The sequence below is a fragment of the Paenibacillus sp. 19GGS1-52 genome (assembly GCF_022369515.1).
In the GTDB taxonomy this organism is placed as follows: Bacteria; Bacillota; Bacilli; order Paenibacillales; family Paenibacillaceae; genus Paenibacillus_AQ.
In genome coordinates, this window is record NZ_CP059724.1 from 4,112,066 (window position 1) to 4,133,479 (window position 21,414).

At 43.9% G+C, this 21,414-nt stretch carries 20 protein-coding genes; 6 read left to right on the top strand and 14 right to left on the bottom strand.

All coding sequences use genetic code 11. The features are described from left to right. Nucleotides 1-256: 256 nt before the first annotated feature. Genes H1230_RS19240 through H1230_RS19260 form a run of 5 tightly spaced genes read left to right on the top strand, consistent with a single transcriptional unit; the run spans nucleotide 257 to nucleotide 4,479 of the window. Nucleotides 257-922 (top strand): Crp/Fnr family transcriptional regulator, encoded by a 666-nt coding sequence (locus H1230_RS19240; RefSeq protein WP_195724243.1) that lies wholly within the window; start codon nucleotides 257-259, stop codon nucleotides 920-922. A 30-nt stretch (nucleotides 923-952) separates the two neighbouring features. Beyond that, nucleotides 953-1,741 carry an ABC transporter ATP-binding protein gene (locus H1230_RS19245; RefSeq protein ID WP_239711528.1) on the top strand — a complete coding sequence of 263 codons (789 nt, stop codon included), beginning with the start codon at nucleotides 953-955 and terminating at the stop codon, nucleotides 1,739-1,741. Next, nucleotides 1,725-2,486, top strand: a complete 762-nt coding sequence (locus H1230_RS19250; RefSeq protein WP_239711529.1) for an ABC transporter permease — start codon at nucleotides 1,725-1,727, stop codon at nucleotides 2,484-2,486. Before H1230_RS19245 ends, H1230_RS19250 begins: the two co-directional genes overlap by 17 nt. 35 nt (nucleotides 2,487-2,521) lie before the next feature. Continuing rightward, complete coding sequence (locus tag H1230_RS19255) at nucleotides 2,522-3,547, top strand: ABC transporter substrate-binding protein (RefSeq protein ID WP_239711530.1); 1,026 nt, start codon at nucleotides 2,522-2,524, stop codon at nucleotides 3,545-3,547. Between the two features lie 14 nt (nucleotides 3,548-3,561). Then, nucleotides 3,562-4,479 carry an MBL fold metallo-hydrolase gene (locus tag H1230_RS19260; RefSeq protein ID WP_239711531.1) on the top strand — a complete coding sequence of 306 codons (918 nt, stop codon included), beginning with the start codon at nucleotides 3,562-3,564 and terminating at the stop codon, nucleotides 4,477-4,479. 177 nt (nucleotides 4,480-4,656) lie between these two features. Here H1230_RS19260 and H1230_RS19265 read toward each other — a convergent pair whose 3' ends face one another. The 5 genes from H1230_RS19265 to H1230_RS19285 form a co-directional block, all read right to left on the bottom strand. Next, nucleotides 4,657-5,079, bottom strand: coding sequence for a hypothetical protein (locus H1230_RS19265; protein ID WP_239711532.1), 423 nt, complete (start codon nucleotides 5,077-5,079; stop codon nucleotides 4,657-4,659). Nucleotides 5,080-5,507: 428 nt separating this feature from the next. Next, nucleotides 5,508-5,990: a hypothetical protein gene (locus tag H1230_RS19270; protein WP_239711533.1), complete on the bottom strand. Its 483-nt coding sequence runs from the start codon at nucleotides 5,988-5,990 to the stop codon at nucleotides 5,508-5,510. 457 nt (nucleotides 5,991-6,447) lie between these two features. Beyond that, on the bottom strand, nucleotides 6,448-6,924 hold the full coding sequence (locus tag H1230_RS19275) for a WapI family immunity protein (protein WP_239711534.1): 477 nt from the start codon (nucleotides 6,922-6,924) through the stop codon (nucleotides 6,448-6,450). Between the two features lie 1,214 nt (nucleotides 6,925-8,138). Beyond that, entirely contained in the window at nucleotides 8,139-8,567 is a 429-nt protein-coding gene (locus tag H1230_RS19280; protein ID WP_239711535.1) for a hypothetical protein, read from the bottom strand. An 11-nt stretch (nucleotides 8,568-8,578) separates the two neighbouring features. After that, a complete protein-coding gene (locus H1230_RS19285; protein ID WP_239711536.1) occupies nucleotides 8,579-9,493 on the bottom strand; it encodes an RHS repeat-associated core domain-containing protein in 915 nt (304 codons plus the stop codon). 192 nt (nucleotides 9,494-9,685) lie between these two features. Between H1230_RS19285 and H1230_RS19290 the strand changes: the two genes are divergently transcribed. Beyond that, nucleotides 9,686-11,053: a cryptochrome/photolyase family protein gene (locus tag H1230_RS19290; protein WP_239711537.1), complete on the top strand. Its 1,368-nt coding sequence runs from the start codon at nucleotides 9,686-9,688 to the stop codon at nucleotides 11,051-11,053. 93 nt (nucleotides 11,054-11,146) lie between these two features. On the opposite strand, the gene H1230_RS19295 is transcribed toward H1230_RS19290, so the two are convergent. The 9 genes from H1230_RS19295 to H1230_RS19335 form a co-directional block, all read right to left on the bottom strand. Then, nucleotides 11,147-11,311 carry a hypothetical protein gene (locus H1230_RS19295; RefSeq protein ID WP_239711538.1) on the bottom strand — a complete coding sequence of 55 codons (165 nt, stop codon included), beginning with the start codon at nucleotides 11,309-11,311 and terminating at the stop codon, nucleotides 11,147-11,149. A 166-nt stretch (nucleotides 11,312-11,477) separates the two neighbouring features. Further along, nucleotides 11,478-12,710, bottom strand: a complete 1,233-nt coding sequence (locus H1230_RS19300; RefSeq protein ID WP_239711539.1) for an aminopeptidase — start codon at nucleotides 12,708-12,710, stop codon at nucleotides 11,478-11,480. Between the two features lie 433 nt (nucleotides 12,711-13,143). Further along, entirely contained in the window at nucleotides 13,144-13,956 is an 813-nt protein-coding gene (locus tag H1230_RS19305; RefSeq protein ID WP_239711540.1) for a carbohydrate ABC transporter permease, read from the bottom strand. Next, entirely contained in the window at nucleotides 13,953-14,882 is a 930-nt protein-coding gene (locus H1230_RS19310) for a carbohydrate ABC transporter permease (RefSeq protein ID WP_239711541.1), read from the bottom strand. The genes H1230_RS19305 and H1230_RS19310 overlap by 4 nt, the downstream gene beginning before the upstream one ends. A gap of 75 nt (nucleotides 14,883-14,957) precedes the next feature. Then, nucleotides 14,958-16,025, bottom strand: a complete 1,068-nt coding sequence (locus H1230_RS19315) for an extracellular solute-binding protein (RefSeq protein WP_239711542.1) — start codon at nucleotides 16,023-16,025, stop codon at nucleotides 14,958-14,960. Further along, nucleotides 16,022-16,303, bottom strand: a complete 282-nt coding sequence (locus tag H1230_RS19320) for a hypothetical protein (protein WP_239711543.1) — start codon at nucleotides 16,301-16,303, stop codon at nucleotides 16,022-16,024. The genes H1230_RS19315 and H1230_RS19320 overlap by 4 nt, the downstream gene beginning before the upstream one ends. A 144-nt stretch (nucleotides 16,304-16,447) precedes the next feature. After that, the gene (locus tag H1230_RS19325; protein WP_239711544.1) at nucleotides 16,448-18,181 is read right to left on the bottom strand and encodes a cache domain-containing sensor histidine kinase; all 1,734 of its coding nucleotides are present in this window, start codon (nucleotides 18,179-18,181) and stop codon (nucleotides 16,448-16,450) included. A 2-nt stretch (nucleotides 18,182-18,183) separates the two neighbouring features. Further along, entirely contained in the window at nucleotides 18,184-19,728 is a 1,545-nt protein-coding gene (locus tag H1230_RS19330; RefSeq protein WP_239711545.1) for a response regulator transcription factor, read from the bottom strand. Nucleotides 19,729-19,959: 231 nt separating this feature from the next. Beyond that, the gene (locus H1230_RS19335; protein WP_239711546.1) at nucleotides 19,960-21,399 is read right to left on the bottom strand and encodes an alpha-L-fucosidase; all 1,440 of its coding nucleotides are present in this window, start codon (nucleotides 21,397-21,399) and stop codon (nucleotides 19,960-19,962) included. Nucleotides 21,400-21,414: the final 15 nt, after the last annotated feature.

The following is a 21,414-nucleotide window of genomic DNA, read 5'->3' on the forward strand; positions in this document are numbered from 1 at the left end:
GCGATTTGCGATCTATGTTTCCGTTGGTTTCATCTATAGGCAATCCATATCACTCCCCCGATTGATCGATCAGTCAGTTGTGTTTTTTTAAATCCTATAGGATAACTGTGTAATTGTCAATGGATTCTTGAATAATTCGTACTTTTGTCAGCTACACGACATTTTTTGCCTCTATCTTGTGCTAATATACATATATCACATAAGTTTACTATGATTAAACGCAGCAGAGACTCTACCTATAAGAGGTGACCTACGGATGGATTCAATCCATGATTCAAGCGATTTTTTAGATAAGAATGGGACTAAAGAGGTCATTCTCCGTGCCTTTCACGAATATGGAACTCCAAAAGCCTATAAAAAGAATGAATTCATCTTTTTAGAGAATGATCCAGCTAATGCCGTCTTTTATGTAGACACAGGCTTAGTAAAGATTTCACAATCCTCACAGGAAGGTCAAGGCATCACCCTCTTTCTTCGTTATGCTGGTGAGATCTTTGGAAATGCAGAACTGTTGGCGAATCTCCAACGCAAACGTTATGCCAAGTGTTTGGTCGATTGTCAGATCATCACTTTAGAAGGGCGTATATTCCTGGAATTAGCCAAAAGCAACGCTGAGTTCGCTTATTCCTTAGCTGTTATCGGAGCGCATCGACTGCTGCAGACGCAAAATGTGGTTGAGACATTGATCAGTCGGCCTGTAGCCTGGAGACTAGCTTGGTTCCTGTTCCAAATGGGCACACAGAAGGACGAGCAAATCGAACTGCAATTGCAGCTAAGTCATGAGGAGATCTCTTATGTGATTGGCTGCAGCAGACAGACGGTCACTGAAACTTTGAATAAATGGCGTGAGAAAGCACTCATTGACTACAACAATAAGAAAATTATCATTTATCATCCAAGTCGCTTTTTCACAGATATTTAAAGAGGCGCTCTTAGGCAGGAAGGTGAGCATATGATCGAAATCAACAAGGTCAGCAAAGCATTCAAGCAGCGAAAAGGAGAAAACTACACCGTACTGGATCAGGTATCCTTCAAAGTGGAACGTGGGGAATTTGTGTCATTGGTTGGCCCCTCCGGCTGTGGCAAATCAACTTTATTAAACCTGATCGCCGGGTTTGAGACGCAGTACGAGGGTTCGATTACTGTGAACGGGCAGAGCATTACATCTCCGGGTCCTGACCGGGTTGTCGTCTTTCAAGAGCATGGATTATTCCCTTGGTTAACTGTACTGGACAATGTTGCCTTTGGATTAAAGCAGCGAGGTTTATCCAAAAAAGACCGTTACGAGCTGGCCTATGAGCAGATTAAAGCCGTGCATTTAAGCAAGTTTGTGGAACGGTATCCACATGAACTGTCCGGTGGGATGAAGCAAAGGGTAGCCATCGCCAGAGCGCTGGTCATGGACCCGGAGATTTTATTAATGGATGAGCCCTTTGCAGCACTGGATGAGCAGACCCGTTATATTTTGCAAAAAGATCTGGAGGAAATCTGGCAGAAAACGCGAAAAACCATTTTGTTTATCACCCACAATATTCGCGAGGCTATTCTACTGTCTGAACGTGTGCTGGTCATGTCCACTCAGCCGGGTCGGATTAAACAGGAGTTCGCCGTTCAGGCCGCCCGCCCGCATGCGCTTGATGATCCCTTGATCCATTCTCTCGAAACTAAAATCTTGGCAGTTCTGACAGATGAACTGGATAAAGTCGTCCAGGGGGAGATCGATCATGAATACAGCATTTAGAAGGATACTATTTCTAGTTATTCTAGTGATCGCTTGGGAGCTGGGCTATCGAGTTTTTCAATGGGGCTGGAAGTTCCCCTCTCCCATACAGACCTATCAAGCCTTTTACGATGGATTTTCGCAGGGGAATTTGCTGGAAGCCACTCTTTCCAGTCTGCGCCGCTTGTTGATCTCGTTTGTGCTGGCGATTGGCATTGGTACACTGTTGGGTTTCTTGTTTGCCCGTTATCGTTATTTCGATGAAACCTTTGGCTTCTTGGTAGTTGCGCTGCAGACGGTTCCTAGCATTGCCTGGCTGCCCTTCGCCATCATCTGGTTCGGACTGAACGATACCTCCGTCATTTTCATCACCACCATCGGCGCTACCTGGACCATGTCCATGGCCAGTCGAACTGGCATTATGAATATCTCCACCATCCATTTACGAGCGGCACAGATGATGGGCACGGGCAGTGGCTTTAAGATGTTTTTTCAGGTAATGCTTCCAGCGGCTTTCCCACATCTCATCACCGGAGTTCGTGTAGCTTGGGCGTTTGCTTGGCGCGCACTTACTGCTGGTGAGTTGATTGCCAAAGGTCTCGGCTTGGGTCAGACCCTACAGGACAGCCGCAGCATAGGCGATACCGCAACGATTCTCTGTGTTGTCATTATCATCGCTGTTATCGGCACCCTGTCAGATCATTTGTGCTTCAAAAGATTGGAAGATCGCATTATGCTCAAGTATGGCTTTAAATCAGCCAAATGATAATTTTGAATTCATCCACTCAAAGGGGAACTATTATGAAAAAAATATCGCTCGTCATCGTTTTACTATTCACACTGGTCCTTTCAGCTTGCGGAAATAACGGGGGGAACGCTTCAACAACAGAAAGTCTAACGGTTAACATTGGACTGTTGAAAAATGTGACCCATGCTCCGGGCTTTATCGCCTTGCAGAAAGGCTATTTCCAAGATGCCTTCGGGGCTAATGTGAAGATTGAAGTCACGGCCTTTGACAACGGCTCAGACTTCTCCACCGCCATCGCAACCAATCAGATTGATCTAGGTTTTGTGGGTCCAGGACCTGCAATCAACCAATTTCTAAAGAGCGAGAACTTTCGCATCATTTCCGGTTCAAATAACGGGGGTGCGGTCTTAATTGCCCGTAAAGATGCAGGCATCCATTCGGTGCAGGACTTGGTTGGCAAAACAGTAGCTATTCCCACCAAAGGCAGCACGAACGAAATCTCGCTGCGTTTGCTTTTACAGCAGGAAGGCTTGAAGGTATCAACAGATACATCCGGCGTACAGATTATCACTCGTGCTCCCGCAGATACATTGGTCGCCATGCGTCAAAAAGAAGTCGATGCCACCTTAATTCCAGAGCCTTGGGGAATGCAGATGGTTGAGGAAGGCACTGGCGAGGTCTTGGTCGATTGGGATAAAATCCCGCCGAATGACGGCAATTATCCATTAACCCTGCTGGTAGCCAGCGATAAATTCCTGAAAGCACATCGTGATCTAGCCAAACAAGCGATTCAGGCCAATCTGGACGGAATTGACTTTATTAAGACACACCCCACAGAAGCCTATGAATTAATCAGTGCAGAGCTCAAAGAGCTTAGTGGTAAAGGGATGGATGTCAAATTGATTAAAGGGGCCATAGAGCATTTGAATCTAACGGATGAGGTTGATCTGGAGGTCATCAAGACCATGGCTAAGGTGTCTTTTGACGCTGGATATATCAAGGATATTAAAGAAAATGAGCTGGATTTAAGCAAGTTTATCGATTTGTCACTATTAGATGAAGTGAAACAGAACAAATAAAGGGGTCTTCATACATGCAAATACAAGATCAGCACAAACAACTACCTGACTTCCATGAGCATTTAAAGGTTATTCTATTAGGTACGGGTACTCCACGGGCTTTCCAGGGTCGAGCCAAAGCGGGCGTTGTCGTTCTAGCGGGAGACAAAACCTTCTTGGTAGACTGCGGTGGCGCTACCGTAGATCAGTTAATTAAGGCAGGCGTCATGCCGCAGCGAATCTCAGATGTCCTGTTCACCCACCATCACAGCGATCATAACTCAGGATTCTTCGACGTATTCATCTCCAGCTGGCGCACTCATGTCAATGCCAATCAGGTATTTCAGGGGCGTTCAAAGCCAATGAATGTTTATGGACCTACCACTACCCAAGAAATTATCGGTAAAATGCGGTTGGCCTTCGATTTCGATGTTAATCTGCGAATCAACTATAACCTCTCTGCTGACGAAGGAGCTAATATCAACTATATTGAAAGCAATGAAGGCGTTATTTATGAGCACGAAGGTATCAAGATCACAGCCTTTGAAGTCGATCACAAACCCGTCTACCCTGCGATCGCTTATAAGTTTGAGTACAACGGGAAAGCGGTGGTCATTTCTGGTGATACCATTCCCGTAGATAACATGGTTAAATACAGCGAGGGAATCGATCTTCTAGTCCATGAATCCTACAACAAAATATGGCTGGATGCCTTGATTGAGAAATTCCCGGATCAAGCCACTTCCCTCGCCAACCCTGCCAAATATCACTCTACTACACTAGAAGTAGCTGAAATGGCCCAACAAGCTGGGGTAAAACATCTGGTGCTCACCCATCACATCCCCGCACCAGCAGAAACGGTAGAAGCGGAAGCTGAGTATAGTCAAGGCATGCAGGAAATTTATAAAGGTCCCATCACTATGGGCCGTGATTTGATGGAGTTTGAGTTGTGAGGACACAGTAATAAATGTGAGCACTTTTTAAAAAAGCGACCGCGGGTGTGTTTTCTGACACTTTCACGGTCCGCTTTTCCTTTATGTCTTAGAATCCCAATATCTAATTTCATCAGTCTTTGACTTATGTCTTCTAATACTTCCTTACCTAGTGTTGTAACTACAATAAAGTGAAGCTCATATCTGTTTAATAATACTTATAAATTTAATAGGTGTATCATCATCCCACTTCTGAGTATGCACAATTATTCCTTTGAAATCAGGAAACTCAATCCCACAATCGTTATCGCCATTAATAAATTCATAAGATATAGGGTCCTTGATCTCAGAAAGTATAGTTCCTATTCTTATTGAGTTTAAAAATGAACCCTTGTATTGATCAAAGACAGTTATTTGAACAATTTCTTTTGTTTTATAGTCGAAAAAAAACTTAATTGAATCCGCCTCAATAGAATGGGATTTACTTTCCCAATCACTTATATTAACAAAGTACTTAAACGTAGCCTCATGTATTACCTGATCCATAGTCCATCCCAGCTTAAATTTCCCAACGCTTGTGCCAGGTATGATTTTTCCACTTAAATAAGAATCATCAGACATAAATGTTCCTCCTTCAAATGAATGTCATATTGTGCACGCTTCATAACGTTCCCCTCCAGGAAGTCATCCTCAATATCGAAGATGCCTATTATACTTTTCAATCATTACTGTATGTACAAACGAAATGACTAAATCTTTATACGGCTATTATATGAGTAATATGTGTTATTGATTGAATAAAGCTTTCATTCGTTATGAAACAACCGCAATCCATTAGGCTAATAAATATACAAGTCAATATAAAACTCCGATTTAATTTCATTAGCAAATTCAATAAATTTGCGGTCAAAGTACATTGAAGGCTTTTCATTGTTTTTTACATTAATAATTATTGTAAATAAAAAATCTGAATTATCTATATTTCTAATTTCTTTTGAATTGGTTTATGCCTTTTCTTAATTTGTATAATTTCGTAATCTTTGAATATATTAATTTTTTTTAAATACCCATTGATTTCTGGAAAACTGTTCTTCAATCATATTATTGTATTTTTCCTCTGTTAAAACTTCAACTCCCTTTTCCAGGAAATTTTTCAATCTGTTATCAAGTAATTCTTGAAAATCTCCTTGTCTGATTTCTGTAGCCATTAATTCAATGGATTCTGGAGCTTCAACAATACTGAGTTTGAATTTACAAGAATCCATCTCTTTGTCTTTTGTCAATACAACACAATTTATAACAAAGCTTTCGTGAATTGCTCTTGCTTCCATTTTACTTTTTGGTCGAAACCATAAGCGATTAGTATTATCTTTAAATGTTTCAATCCCCTCAACAAATGGTTCTGGATAATTATATCCATATTCAAAAAATAAGAACTCGCCAACTTCTGGAAAACTAAAAACTAGATCCAACAAAAAATCTAAATCATCCTCATTGTCTTGAAAAATATTTCCCAAATAATAAACTGACATTTTCAATCCCCCATCCAATCAATGCTTCATCATTACCATACAAGTGCAATTTATTGTTTGTATAAGCTTGGTGGTGTTCCCGATAATAATAGTTTCCTTTTATATTTTTAAATGGTTGGCCTATATGGAGTTCCCCAACTATAGTTCTCTTTTGGTACGAATGTCACCGATCTGACGATAGGCACCAACAATTTCAGCAAACTTTAGTATTACCAAAACTTGACCATCCATATCTTATAAGGCATTCACTTGATCCCAGGTTAGTCTTTTTAGCATTGAATTATAGGTGTAAGAAAACGAAGGTTATTTAGCATATTAAAAGATTCATTCAACATCAGGTATCTCTTCCAAATAGAAACCTTGAAATGGCATAAACGCATTCCAAGGAGGGAAATATCATTTCCTCGATAACAAATCCTAATGAGGCGCCCTTCACTATCCTGAAGTTCTGTTTCTTTTAAAATTGTCCTAATAGTTGTTTTAATTCTTGTTCTAGATTTTCTGTGAATATAATTAGTGACTCTAGCGTTGTACTGAATCTAAACCCTCTATCGACATGATGGATTTTCCCACAAGTTCGTGAAGCCTCAAACATCCATACTGTGCATTGTATTTCATTCTCTTCAACCAAATCATAGAACTCTAGTTCATAAAAAAATTCAAATGTTGAGATTTCTTTTTTTTCAAATTTATTCGTTATTTCCTTTTCGTCAATTAAAGCTCTTAATTTAGAAATCATTAGATTCACTTCAAATAAATTTAGCTTAGGGTCAACTGTAGGATGCATTTTATAAAATTCATTAAATACATTCACTTCAAAATCAATCGGAATCCAATTGTTAATATCATCCTTATATTGCATAATTACTGAGGATCTTTGATGGAAGGATATTTTCAAATAGATATCTCCAGTAATATTTGTAAGTTGAGCCAAGTTTATTCCTCCTTAGTTTCTAAATGGAGAGTCAGAAAAACCACCTTGATTTTTCATCATCCTCTTAATAGTATCCCAATTCGGTAAACTATTACTGCCGTTGCACCACCAATTACTGAAATTATATTATTATCCTTATCAAGTACGAATACATGATAAACGTCCTTTTTCCGTTGACCATATACTATTATTCCTTCTGGTTGATATGCTTTGTTTGTCCAATTATCAACAATACTATCAACCATATTTGCGGTATACCCACGATCATTAGCCTGATCAGCTCCTTACTTAGTAAATGTTCTTCCTCCCTCAGTTGTTACGCCTTGAGATATTGCCCCATCTCCCATGGCTCCTATCATTAAAGCAGCTGTAATAGTCTTGTCATCTTTCCCGTAATAAATGAACTCATCGAGTTGAGATATTGATCATTTAGCAGTGCTAAAATTACTCGATGCACTTGGACCTAATCCCCCATTAGCAGCGGCTGTGTGTCCAGTTGGGTCAGAAAAATTAACGGATTATTCTCTACGTACGTATACAAATATTGAAAGTACGGACGTTTTCCTTACTTATCGCCTCTTGCAGCGCCATAAAGAGGTATCGTGTCCATCTAAACGCAAATGGGGAGGAACGTTTAAGTATTGCTCCCCCTCGCTACGCTCGGAGACTCCGCTTCGCTTCGTCCAGAGTTCGGTTTAAGAAATTGAAATGGTTACAGGCAATTTAAATCAAGAGATTTACGATTTTAATGTTTATACAGTCGGAAGTTCACGTTTACAAGGATTTAACCATCTAGAGTGATTTCTGAAGGCGTAGTATTCATTTTATCGCTTAGGAATTGGGTGTTTCCTAAACGGCTAGCTATTCTGTTAATTAGAGTTCTTGATGTAGGTGTTTTTACGGAAGTCTGTTTATTTTAACTCATCTGGAAGTGTTCGGTGAATGAGTGAGTGAGGTGGAGGTAGTCCATTAGCCGAGAGAAGTGGTTATATATTAATTAAAATAAATAGAAGGCCTTTGAGCACTAATTATTCAAACTTGGTCAATTATACTCTTGGTCCCTCAAAGTCTCATCCAATGAATAAAAAAGAGCGAGGAATCAATTATAATGAATAAAAATATGTGAATAAATATTAAATTATCAAATAAAAAAAGCATTACATAGAATAAATAAAAGACCACATGGAGCATTCACTCACATGTGGTTACAAATTTTATTCCTTTGTAATTTTAACACCTTGTTCCAAGAAAGGTTTCAACCTTGTACTCAATCGCTTCTGAAAATCACCTTCTTCATTCTCGGTAATCATCAACTCAATCGATTCGGGACTTTCAACAACCCTCAATCTGTATTTGCATGAATTAATATCTTTATCCTTCTTTAGAACAATACAATTTATCAAAAAATCGTAATTCAATATCAATTTCGCCTCTTCTTTATCTTTAGGATGGTACCAGATACGATTGACAGTATCCTCAAAATTCACAACCTCTTTGTCATACGGAAACTCATTGATATAAGAATAACCATATTCAAAATAAAGGATAGCGGTATCATCTTGAAAACTAAACAATATATCCAATAAAAAATCTATTCCTTCTTTACGGCCTTGTAACACGTTATCCATATAATAAACTGACATTTCACTTCTCCTCACCATGGGTATTCTTCATCATCCCCATACAAATGCAAATCCATATTATATGCCGGATGGAAATGATCACGATAGCGCAATCCGTTTGCACCTTTGTGTGTTTGTCCTACATGTAGCTCTCCAACTTTACTCCCCCTACTATTCAGGATATCTACTTTAAACATATCAGACATAGAGACAGAGCCTAGTACATAACCATTGGTAGAAATATAAGTCTTTAAATTTCCAACATTTATCCAGAAAGAACTATTGGAAGATGATTTAATATAATTTAAAGAGGCTGTATTATTGGGATTATCATATAACACTCTAAGTAAAGCATCTTTTTCATTTAGTACTCCTCTTTTTTGGTCAAGAATAAATGTCTCTGACAAACCTTCATCAGAAGTGTAATCAATAGCTAGATATCCATCCCCACTATATACAAACTCTGCAGTGCCTCCCATACAACCACTTGGTTGGTAATTACAAGCATTATTCCGTACCTCACTTGCGCCAGCCGCCATAGAAGCTTTGGATTTTCCAGTATCCTTAACATATTTATTATACTGTTTAGAACTCATTTGGTTTAAGAGTTGCCAACCTCTTTGATAATCTTCGATATCTTTCCTTGCGACAGGATTCAAGAATTTATCATACCCATAAGATTGTTCAATCTTATGCCCGCTTGGATCAGCATACATCAACGGATTATTACTTACATACGTATAAAGATTCTGACTAAGCGGATTATCTATCTGCCCCTCATACGTATCCTCATTTAAAAACCGCCCCATACTTGGATCATAATACCGTGCCCGCAGATAGTAAAGTCCGGTTTCTTCATCATATAACTCTACCGTATATTTGAACGGGTTGGATATTTCTTCTGCTGGACGGATGAATTTGGTCAGACAATTCAAAGCATCGTTCACATAGCTCGTCGTTTGAACTGCCCCACTGTACAGAGTTACCGTTACTGTTGTGATATATCTTTTCTTGTCATAGCCATATTCGCAGAAGCTAAATAGTTTACGGCCGAAGGGAGTTGAATTATGACCAAAGAGCTTTATAATTCAGGGATAGTGTTAGTTAAACACATTCATTCCTGAAAGAAGTTGACAGCCATGATTCTTTTCATCCATCGTAAAGATTTACGCATTCATAACCTCCCTGCTCTAGACGCCATCCGCTCGGCCCAGTGTTCGAGCCTGCATGTCCTTATACTCGATCCTTTCCTGTTACGGAATGAACGAAATCTAGAGCATAGCGGGGTTAATTTTCTCCAACATGTTGCTAGGCTGCAGAAGCAATATTCGCGTCTGGGCAAACAGCTTCATGTCTTGTACGGAGAGCCAGCCGTGGTGGTTAACCAACTGCTCCTTAAGCATCCGATCAAGGAAATTCTGTATCATGCGGATTATACTCCTTATGCTCTGAAGCGTGATCTTGAACTTCAGATGCTTGCGGATTCACTCCAAGTAAAGCTAACTAGTTATGACGAAGCAACACTTGCTGATCTGCAAGATTTTATAGACTGGAGCGGACGGACAGAGCCCTACAAGGTATTCACTCCCTTTTACAGGCGTTGGCGAACCTATATTACTGAGCGATTTCAGCCCTCTTATTCCGCAACTCTCGAAGAACTAGAAACGTTGGATTTGGCTCCGGCCATTCTGAATAGCTTCCTCCCCCCGGAAGAAATAAATAAGCAGCTTGAGGATATGCGTAATTCACTGAAAGCAGAAGATGAGTATGTGGTGTTAATGCGTACGCTAGAGCAATTTCTTAGCGAGGGATTAAACGGATATTCGATCAGTCGTGACCAGTACGCTCTTGAAGGTACCAGCCGAATTAGCCATCATCTGAATGCGGGTGCCTTATCTGTAAGAACAATATATGAACAGTTGATGAGCATGGAAGGCGATACCGAGACTTGGCTGCGACAGCTAGCTTGGCGTGATTTCTATATTTACCAAGCCCGGTTAGATCCAAACTTTTTCCGTTATGAGCATATATTCGATCAATCCGAGCTTAGTACAGAGCACTTTCAGGTATGGGCTGAAGGACGAACTGGGGTACCGATCATCGATGCGGCCATGCGGCAGCTGAACGAAACTGGCTGGATGCCCAATCGGCTGCGGATGATTACGGCTATGTTTTTAACTAAAAATCTGGGTTGTCCGTTTATTTATGGTGAACGCTATTTCCGCTTGAAGCTAAGCGATTACGATAATGTGCTGAACCGCGGCGGCTGGCTCTGGAGCTCTTCACTTGGCTTTGACGCCTCCCCATACTTCCGGGTAATGAATCCTGTAACCCAATCCCAGACTCATGATCCAGATGGCAGCTATCTCCGGCGCTGGATGCCAGAGCTTGCACATCTGTCCAACAAAGAAATCCATCTCGCCCGGCCAGAGGCCATTGTAGATCTGAAGAGCTCACGCGCCCTTGCTATTGAGACTTATGGGCGGATTTTGAAAACAAAAAAATAAGGTATGAGCGTATCGGTTACATATATACCCCAAAATAGACAATAGGCATCTTTTGTCTATTGTCTATTTTTGGGGTCTGGATAGTAGCTATATTCATTTCAAGTGTTTTTGATCGTCTAAAATCTTGCAAAGATACCCAACTATGTAGTTTCTCGCTGTTTTTTCTACAATATCTTCATTTCTAACTAAGTCTTCAATACCCGCAGAGAGGATTTTCCACAACTGACTATTCTCAAATTGTTTATAGGGATGTTCCAATTAGGATGACAACTCCTTTCTTTCTGCAATCGTAAGTTATGGAGGCAGCGATTGCCGAGGATGAAACAGCACCCATCTTCTTGGCAGGCGAAATAATGATTCTCATGTTGCTCCCTTTTCTCACCCCCCGAGGGGAATTTATATATAAGCTTATCCTATCAACCTCTTATAGTACCCAATTCCCCTTGCGGAAGACCGGTTCAATCGTTCCATCTGCCAGTTCACCGTCAATATCCAGCTCGGTGGAGCCAATCATGAAATCAACATGTGTCAAGCTGACATTAGCGCCTCGTTCCAATAGTTCTTCGCTGGTTAGCTTCGTCCCACCGTCGATATTGACCGGATAAGCGCTTCCCAGTGCAAAATGGCAGGAGGCATTCTCATCAATCCCGGTATTATAAAATACGCGATTTAGGCGCGAGATCGGTGAATCATGCGGCACCAATGCCATTTCCCCTAGATAAGATGCACCATCGTCAGTTTCAAGTAGGGACGTCAAATGCTCACGACCAGATTCAGCTGCATAGGCAACAACTTTTCCATCTTTAAATGTAAAAGAAATACCGTCAACCAAGCGGCCATTCAAATTAAGCGGAAGCGTACTGGTAACTGTACCATTAACCCCGGTGCGATGTGGCATAGTATAGATCTCTTCTGTCGGCATATTTGCTACAAAATACACACCACTCGCATTTTCACCTCCGCCTCCACGCCATAAATGGCCTTCTGGCATCTCCACATGCAGATCTGTCCCTGGCGCACGATAATGCAGGCTCTTATAACGTTTGGCGTTCATACGGTCCTGACTATCTTTCAAATGGCTGATATGCTCACGCCAGGCCGCTACTGGATCTTCACTGCCTACCCGGTTCATCTGGAATACAGCTTCCCACATCGCATCTACCCGTTCTTCTTCCGGGAGATCACTAAATACCTTGTTGGCCCAAGCACGTGTTGGAGCCTTAATGAGCGACCAGCTGATCTTATTGTTTCTTGTATAACCTTGGTAGTCCTTGCGCGCTACGGCGGCAGCTTTAACTGCTGTTGATACTTTGGAGGAATCTATCCCTTGGAACAACTCAGGGTCCGGTACTTTTATATGTAAAATGGCTCCATGTTCTTCGGCGAACTGCACCAGCATATCTGCTTGCCACTGTGGATAATAACCGAAAGAGTCCTCTGGGGCTTTCTCGTAACGAATACGTGTAACAACCTCGTCCTCCCACTCTACTATTACATATTTTGCGCCTGCTTCATAAGCCTTGCCGACAATCAGGCGGGTAAGCTCCACCGTTTCCAACGGAGCATGTATCATCAGCACTTGACCAGGCTGGATATTCACTCCAACTTTAACAACCAAATTCGCATATTTCTCCAGCATAACATCAAACTCTTTCATAACTTCTCTTCCTCCATCTCATTCGTTTTCGATTCTCGTTGAGCTACTCTTACTATTTTAGCGCAAAACACGAGCAGTTGCGATTCGAGGCTGATAATTCCCCATCTAATTTCCCTCCAGCAACTTCCCCGTGTAAACACCTGCTTCATCTGAACCTAGGAACTGTACATTCGGCTTCACCACAATTGGATTTGCTATATTCCGAATTAAAAAAAGGATGATTTATAGCGTAAACATATAAATTATATTTCAAATAACCTTTTTCAGTATAAATGGCGATCGCTTCTGGGTGCTCAATCCGGGAAGGGTCGCTATTTTTTGGAGAGAATGAAGTGTTGAATCAACGCCGAACAGCAAAAAGCAACTTTCCCGCAGAAAAGTTGCTCTTACGATTTATCGCTATGAAAAGAAAACGATTGTAGCGTTCGTAAAATTAACCTTTGACAGCCCCACCTGTGAGTCCTCTGACCAATGTTTTGGAGCCAAACAGGAAGAGAATAATCAGCGGCAGTGTGCCGAGGGTAAGGCCAAGAATACTTGCTGAATAGTCCGTGCGGAAGACAGTAGACAGATTCGCAATCCCGAGCGGCAGCGTGTAAAGCTCCGGCTTGTTGATCGTTACGAGCGGTAGCAAGTAGCCGTTCCAGGAGCCGAGGAAGGAGATCAGCCCCAGCGTGCTGATGGCCGGCATCAGAAATGGAACAACGATTCTTGTGAGAATTGCCGGCTCCGAGCAGCCGTCGATCCGCGCACTTTCAATAACCTCTGTCGGAACGGAAGAGCGGATGAACTGGGTCATGAAAAATACTCCGAAGGCATTGTTCAGTCCAGCCAGAATCAGCGGCGCATGGGTGTTGTTAAGGTGGAACCACTTCATTTCCATGACGTAGGCGATCAGGCCCAGATGTCCAGGAATCATCATCGTCAGTAGAATGAAGCCATAGAGGGCAGTCTTTCCTTTGAATTCATATTTGGCAAAAGCAAATCCGGTAATTGAGGCGATACTAACCGTTACCATAGTAAACAGAACGGCAACATAGAAGCTGTTCCAATAATTGCGGAGGAAACTGGCCGACATAATTGTCTTCAGGTTCTCCAGCAAATAGTTGCTTGGCAGAATCGGAAGCTGCTTGAACAGGTCTTCGGAATAATAGGTTCCCATCACAATCATCATATAGAAAGGGAATAAGAAGGCGATGGCGATCAGGCTGAGCAGCAGAACGGTAAAGAATTTTTTTGCTCTCATTTGTCGTCACCGTCCCTGTTGATCCATTTCATGCCAACAACCGAGAACAAAGCGATGAATAGGAAGGTTCCATAGGCAATTGCTGCCCCTTTGCCATATTTGAACGCACTGCCGTTGAAGGAAGCGTCGAACATATACCAGATCGGCGTAAAGGTAGATCCGTCCGGTCCACCGACCATACTGGAGCCAGAAGCCCAGCCGCTGAACAGCAGCATCGGTTCTTCCACAAGCTGCAGGCCGCTGATGATTGAGGTGATAATTAGGAATAGATTGATCGGCTTCAGCAGTGGAATGGTGATACGCAGGAACACATTTTTGGACGAAGCTCCGTCGATCACCGCAGCCTCGTAGATAGAGGTGTCAATGCTGGCCATCCCTGCGGTATAGAACATCACGAAGTAGCCGAGATTCTTCCAGAATACCATCAGAATCACTACCCAGCGGGAGGAGCTGGCGGTGCCCAGCCAATTTATCTTATCATGAATAATGCCCAGTTCCATCAGCAGATTGTTGAAGAAACCGCCTTGCCAGTCGAACAGCAGCGAGAAGATTATTCCGACCGCGACCGGAGTTGTCATGTAGGCACTGAATACGCTAAGACGGAAGAATGTTTTCCTGCGAATCAACTTGCTCTCGATCAGACTGGCCATAAGCATGCCTATAAGAACAAGAGCAGGAAGGTATACCGCCATAAAAATGATGACATTAAGCAGAGATTTCCAGAAGAATGCATCATGGAAAAATAACTGTGTGTAATTGCTGAGTCCGATGAAATTCCGGTTCCCGTACAAATCCCAGTCCGTAAGGCTGATGTAAAGGGTGAAGAGGATCGGGAACAAGCTCAGTACTGCGTAGGATAAGAAATAAGGGGTGATGAACAGATACGGCCATTTATTTTTAGTGCTGATTCCTTTCGCTTTCTGCATGATCTTTCACTTCCTGTCCGTTAAAACGGCGGCCTGTTCTTTCGAGCGGGCCGCCGCTTTTTATATAGTATTTTTTTATTCGAAGGTCAGTTCAGGGTGGTTTTTCTTCAGCTGTTCTTCCCATTTCTCCAGTGCCTGCTTGGCATCAAAGCTTTTGTCCTGCGCCATGACCTGCAACACCAGCTCAGAAGAGCTGTAAATATCCTGATCGTATTTAGTCACAGCTTTGGACTTCATGTTTGGGAATACCTTCTCTACCCAGAACTTTCCGAGGTCCTGTCCGCCAAAATATTCATCCGCTCCGGAAGAAAGCTTGGAGGTATCCTTAAAGAAGGATTTCAGCGGTAAAATGTAGTCGGAAGTGGCAAAGTTAGCTTCAGCGCCTTCGTCAGTGCCTAACAGCCAGTTAAGATACGCCCAAGCTGCATCCTTGTTTTTGCTGTCTTTCCAAATGCCGATTGTCGTACCGCCGTATGGGTACCCGCCTTCCGGAGGCACCATCAGACCCCAGCGGCCAGTACTGGCCTTGTCGTTGGGCTTAATTACGAATTCTGGCGACCAGTTCGCCGCCGGGTAGAAGATAACGTTGTCTTGCGAGTAAGAGGCATTCCAGGTAGGCGACCACATCGCTAGTTTGCCCTCACCGTTATTGTCGCGGATGGACTGCAATTGAGTAAATATCCGCAGCACCTCACCGGTATTCACTTTGGTTCCGTCAACAATCGCGGTTGTACTCTGGTTGGAGAAGATGACGTAGGCATCCATCAGACTTCCCAGCATAAACGTCTTACCGCCGCTTTTGTCATATACTTCTTTGCCTTTAGCAATAAAGGTATCCCAATCGGTAAACATTGCTGTTAATTTATCGGGATCATCTGTTCCAAAGTACTGTTTAGCCAGATCACGCTTATAGGCCAGTGCGCCAGGTGAGCCGGATTGTTCCAGACCGACAAGTTCTCCCTTGCTGTTCGTCAGCAGCGGCAGCTCGAAATCGAGCAGATTGGACGTATCGAAGTTGTACGGTTCTCCCGACAAGCTTTGCAGTACGTTCAGTTCATACAGAGCGCCGCGGAAGGCTGCTTCTCCCCAGATAATATCCGGCAATTCGGTGCCGGAAGCGATGGAGGTCTGAATTTTTTTCAAATAATCCCCGCCGATACTTCAACGAACTCCAGCTTGATATTTGGGAACTTCTCGTTGAACTTCGCTGCGGTACCCTCGAACCAGGCTTTGTCCCAGCCCCATACCGTCAATTTACCGGAAGCGGTTGCAGGATCGCTTGAGCTATTTGCACTGTCTGCCCCTTCGGAAGCGCCGTTGCCGCTATTATTTCCGTTGCCGCATCCGGCAAGCACCAAGGTGAAGCATAACGTCAGAACAAGCGCGATAACCGATGCTTTTTTACTAAATAGATTGCGCAAATCAATGTCCCCCTTGCATCTGTTGTGACAGTCGGCGGTTTCTGTAATACCCTTCCGTCCGTCTGTATAGTAGTACTATAATCTTGATGGCATTGCCCAACAACGAGACAATCCGATGGTTTTGTATAAATTATGATAGTGCTTTCACTCTGCAGAATGCTGCCGTGATGGCAGGAGAACGGATATCTTCGTGCCTCCTTGCTCGCTTGAGCGGATGACCAGGCGGCCTTCCTGACCGTACAAATACTCGATTCGTTCCCTGATATTCCACAGGCCAATCTGTTTCATAGCACCCGAAGGAAGGCGTGCTGGTGGTAGAGCTCCGTTCATAATAGCTTGGGCCTTTGCCTGGCTCATACCGCAGCCGTCATCCCTGACTGAAATCAGCAGCCGTCCGCTGCGCTTGCGGATAATAATTTCAATGCGTCCGATAGACTCCTTCTCTGAAAATCCATGAAAAATAGAGTTTTCCACCAGCGGTTGGATCAGGCTTTTTGGAATATAGTCACCCAAAGCCTGCTCTTCCACATTCCAGACCAGCTCGAACCGGTCCGCATATCTGTAATTCTGAATCCGTACGAAGTGATCAATAATATTCATCTCCTGCTCCACCGTGACATACAGACCGGCATCGCCGATATTGACAGCATCATGCAGAATGCCAATGAAGGATTCAATCATTTCTTCGATGGCCGTATAATTCTTTTTTCGGGCCAGATAAACAACGGTGTTCAGTGTATTGTAGATAAAATGGGGATTAATCTGTGCAAACAGCAGCTCAGCAGACATTTTTCGTTTCCAGCGCTCCTGCTCTACCTTTTCACTCATCTGCCGCTCAATATCACCAAGCATCATTTCAAAGCCGTTCTTCAGCACGGAGAGCTCGTCGTTACTGCGGAACGACAGGTGAACATTATAATTGCCCATGGATACCTGCTTCATGGCTTTGGTCATCTGCAGTATTGGCCGGATAATATTTGAAATAATAGGAAGAAACAACAGGAAGCAGAGCATGAGACATAATGCGAGGAAAATGGCCCAGTAGCGCACAATATAACCAACCCACTCGTAGAACCGGTCATTGGAGGTAAAAGTGTAGACGGACCACTGTGATTTATCAAAGACACTAGTCAGATAATAGCCCTTGTCACGCTTGATCACCTGAATGTCCGGTCCACTTATCGTCAGCATTTGTGCTGCTGGAGGATCTGCCGCGATGCCCTGCTGATACAGTAACGAATGGTCCGCCCCGATCCAGGCCACTTGGTCAAAGGACTGGCCTAAATACTGAAATAGGCTCTCGAACGCTGCATAATCGATGTTCAGCAGCAGTACACCCCCATACCGGGAATCGAAACGGATAAAGAAGCTCACGACCTTTTTGCTGCCGCCATCCAGAATGGTGTGGGGGGCTGAAAACCCGCTTTTGGTGTTGCTGTTCAGCGCATTCTGGTACCACTCCTCCTGAAGCAACTGCTCAAAGTATGGATCGAGATACAGCGAAGACCAGAAAACCTTGCCATCTGAACGGACAATGGCCGAGCTTTCAAGATAGTCGCGCAGCACATTGAATTTGGTTAGTTGGGTAACCACATCCCGGTAAGCGCTGAGCTCGTCATAGGTCGAAGGATATTGCAGTCGTTCTGCGAACTGCTGAAGCAGCTCATCGTTGACCATATTGGCCGCATATTTCTGCACATCATCAATCAGATGGTTCATCTGATTCGTAGTCTGCTCCAAATGAATAGTATCTTCACGCAGCGCCTGGGTTTCAAGAATTGAAGAGAACTGCTCATATGCCAATGCACTGATGGCCGTGACAGATAGAGTGACAATAAGGATGACGCTGCCGAGAATTTTGTTTTTTATTTTGCGCATAGCTATTCGCCTCCCTTCTGCTGCAGGAAGTCCTTGGGCTGTATGCCGGTGGTTTTTTTAAATACCTGACTGAAATATTGGCTAGTTTTGTATCCTACTTTCTCGGACACCTCATATATCTTGAATTCACCAGTCTGCAGGAGCTGTTTAGCCAGCGCGACTCGGTATTCCGTCGTGTAGTCCAGCAGGGACTGGCCAGTCTCCCGCTTGAAGGTGGTGCGCAGATGAATGCTGCTGATCTGCAGGTGGCCCGCGACAGTCTCCAGGGACAGGTCGGGATCGGCATAATTGCCCACAACATAATCCATTGCTTTATTCACCCAGCGTGAATAATTATTCTTGAGCTGCCGCCGCTGCAATCGCTCTTCCAGAATCCGGTATATACTGCTTATAATTTGCCGTGCGTCTGTGCCAAGATCTAGGTCGGTGCTGCAGCTTCCGTCCTTGCGGCATTCGTCGCCGATCTCACCAATGACTGCACGCATATCTCCCAAACGTGCCTGGGCGGCTACTTTCTCCAAACTGACTTTCAGACTGTCCAGTTTGCTCTTCTCGGGAGACAATAAATACTGTCTGACTTCATTGGCAATAATGGAATCGTCTCCAGCAGAAAGAGCCTGTTCCAGCAGAAATACAGCGCCTGGCGGCAGAAACATTGAATAATCATACGCCTGTCTGATCGCCGCATATCTCCGGTCCGGCAATTCTGCGCCGCTGCCTGCAGAAATAATCATTCGAGGAAGTACACCCTCACAATACGCCTTCAGACTAACCAGCACTTGAGCCGCAATCTGCCGTAAGTTATAATGCTGCAGCAATAGACTGCTTGAAGAAGACAGCTTCAACAGGATAATGTAGCCTCCTTCATCCATCTCCAAAACATGAATTTCCTCTATATCCGTTGACTGGATGCGAATTTCTTCTTCGATGTTCTTCCACATGATGGATGCCGGCCAGCGTTTGTTCCGGCGGCTTCCATCTAGCAGAATTGCAGCTCCCAACTCAAAATACAGCAGTGCAGGTTGCCCCCGCTGATGTTCTGTAACGAGACGATGCAGGCGCGATTCTTGATTCCCCGTGGGAGCCTGGTACTTGCCCGCCAGCATATCTTTAAGCAAAATATGGAGCGCGTGTCCATGTCCATCTTCCTCGGCTGCATCTGCTGCCAAGCCTTCCTTAAGCAGCTTCAGCTGTTCAAGCAGACGGTTGCGGCTGATTTCGTGCTTAAGCAGATAATGAGCCGCACGCATTTCCAGCGCCTGACGGGCATAATCGAAATCCCGGTAAGCAGTCAGAAAGATCAGCCGGGTTTTGGGGGCAAGCTGGACCACAAGGCGGCCCAGCTCCAGTCCGTCCATAGGCGACATAGAAATGTCGGTGATGACAATCTGCGGCTGTAATTCTTCAAACATCCGCAGCGCCATGCGCCCACTGGTTGCCTTTGCGACTACTTGAAATCCGTTCTCTGCCCATGGAACCATCTGGTAAACATTATCAAGTGCAAGCGGTTCATCATCCACAAGCATGACCGAAATTAATGAATTCATTGTAGATTCCTCTCCGTTCCAGTCGTATTCCTAGTATATATGCAGGTATAACGAAACTTGAAGACGCTGTCAATGGAAATCCTACCCTAAAGGAAAAGAGTCCTGCTGTTATCTAAAAGAGGCTGCATCCAGTACATAGCTGTTTACTAATACAAATAGCCGGGCTCCATTAGGAGTCCGGCGGGCTGCGGCCTATTTATGTTTGCAATAATTAATTTTCAACTAATTTTGTTACCAATTCCCCATACTCCGCGAACTTAGGTACACTTCAAGAGCGGAAAGGGATGGGCACCATCGTGATTTTTCAATGGTCAGGCGTATATATCTTGCTTTAATTTCCGGGAAATTAAGGATGCGCTTATGCCCGACAACCGTACATTCACAGAACCGTTTCCACGAACCCTCATGCAGGTATTCCAGGTGAAGTTTTTCTATTCGCTGACCGGACTGTATATGCTCCTTGAGCACGATAGTATCAAATGTCTGCTCAACATTCAGATCAATTTCAACCCCAGCCTGCTCCGTACCTTCTTTGGGACACCAGTACGTATCTTTATTCCCGTCCAATATCCGATGGGCAGCGTGGTTCTCATCCAGCGTTTCCGTGGCGTCGGCATGCGCTTTCGAGGCAAGATTATGCTTGAAAGTAGACCTGAGCGTTCTTCCGAGCTCGGACATTCGCTTGGAATCATTTTCATGTATGAGTCCGCGCTTATCCGGGGGAAGATTCAATAGAAACGTCGAATTCCCGCCAACCGATTTATAGTAGATATCCAAGAGCACTTCAAGACTTCTAACCTTGTCATCCTCTGCAGTGTGGTAGAACCAGCCAGGTCGAATCGAGGTATTCACTTCAGCCGGGTACCATACGAGTTTATCCTTACCCGTAATGGCTTCTCTGCTGCCCAAATTCTCATCGTGGGAGCGGATTTGCTTGGAGAACTCACCGTCGTCGGCTTGCTGTGACTCTTCTTGAATTTTTTCGCGATCCTGAAGCTCTGCAGGAACGACACTCCATTCGGAATCCCGAGTGTGGCCCGCCTCATTGCCGCACCAACGAACATCTGGACCACATACGGATATCACTGCGCCCGGCTGTAATTCTCGTATCACCTCGTAATACCCTTCCCAATCATAGACCTGTTTTAATCCATTGGGACCCTCACCGCACGCACCATCGAACCAAACACAAAAGATGTCGCCGTAATGGGTCAACAACTCACGCAATTGATCTTTGAAATAGTCGTTGTATACCGAGGATCCGTAACGCTCATCATGACGGTCCCATGGAGACAAATAAACCCCGAATGAAATCCCCCCTTCGCGGCACGCATCGGCTACTTCCTTCACAAGGTCGCCATTTCCGCCGCGCCATGGACTGTTCTTAACTGAATGTTCCGTGTAGCTACTAGGCCAGAGGCAGAATCCATCATGATGCTTGCAAGTCAAGATCAAGCCTTTCATTCCTGCCGATTTGCAAACATCCACCCATTGCTTTGCACTAAATGCTTCGGGATTAAATATAGTTGGGTCTTCGTCTCCAAGCCCCCATTCTTTATCCGTAAAGGTGTTAATGCCGAAATGAATAAAGGAATAGAATTCTAACTCTTGCCATGCCAGTTGTCGTGCTGACGGTATAATTTGTGCTGCGTTTTTGATAAATTCATCCATCTATATGCTCCCCTT

Bases quoted from the DNA above. Each gene is read 5' to 3' on its own strand.
- H1230_RS19335 (WP_239711546.1), bottom strand. From the start codon at position 21,399: ATGGATGAATTTATCAAAAACGCAGCACAAATTATACCGTCAGCACGA.
- H1230_RS19290 (WP_239711537.1), top strand. From the start codon at position 9,686: ATGATTCTTTTCATCCATCGTAAAGATTTACGCATTCATAACCTCCCT.
- H1230_RS19300 (WP_239711539.1), bottom strand. From the start codon at position 12,710: ATGAAAGAGTTTGATGTTATGCTGGAGAAATATGCGAATTTGGTTGTT.
- H1230_RS19265 (WP_239711532.1), bottom strand. From the start codon at position 5,079: ATGTCTGATGATTCTTATTTAAGTGGAAAAATCATACCTGGCACAAGC.
- H1230_RS19255 (WP_239711530.1), top strand. From the start codon at position 2,522: ATGAAAAAAATATCGCTCGTCATCGTTTTACTATTCACACTGGTCCTT.
- H1230_RS19240 (WP_195724243.1), top strand. From the start codon at position 257: ATGGATTCAATCCATGATTCAAGCGATTTTTTAGATAAGAATGGGACT.
- H1230_RS19310 (WP_239711541.1), bottom strand. From the start codon at position 14,882: ATGCAGAAAGCGAAAGGAATCAGCACTAAAAATAAATGGCCGTATCTG.
- H1230_RS19250 (WP_239711529.1), top strand. From the start codon at position 1,725: ATGAATACAGCATTTAGAAGGATACTATTTCTAGTTATTCTAGTGATC.
- H1230_RS19325 (WP_239711544.1), bottom strand. From the start codon at position 18,181: ATGCGCAAAATAAAAAACAAAATTCTCGGCAGCGTCATCCTTATTGTC.
- H1230_RS19305 (WP_239711540.1), bottom strand. From the start codon at position 13,956: ATGAGAGCAAAAAAATTCTTTACCGTTCTGCTGCTCAGCCTGATCGCC.
- H1230_RS19245 (WP_239711528.1), top strand. From the start codon at position 953: ATGATCGAAATCAACAAGGTCAGCAAAGCATTCAAGCAGCGAAAAGGA.
- H1230_RS19280 (WP_239711535.1), bottom strand. From the start codon at position 8,567: ATGTCAGTTTATTATATGGATAACGTGTTACAAGGCCGTAAAGAAGGA.
- H1230_RS19260 (WP_239711531.1), top strand. From the start codon at position 3,562: ATGCAAATACAAGATCAGCACAAACAACTACCTGACTTCCATGAGCAT.
- H1230_RS19330 (WP_239711545.1), bottom strand. From the start codon at position 19,728: ATGAATTCATTAATTTCGGTCATGCTTGTGGATGATGAACCGCTTGCA.
- H1230_RS19270 (WP_239711533.1), bottom strand. From the start codon at position 5,990: ATGTCAGTTTATTATTTGGGAAATATTTTTCAAGACAATGAGGATGAT.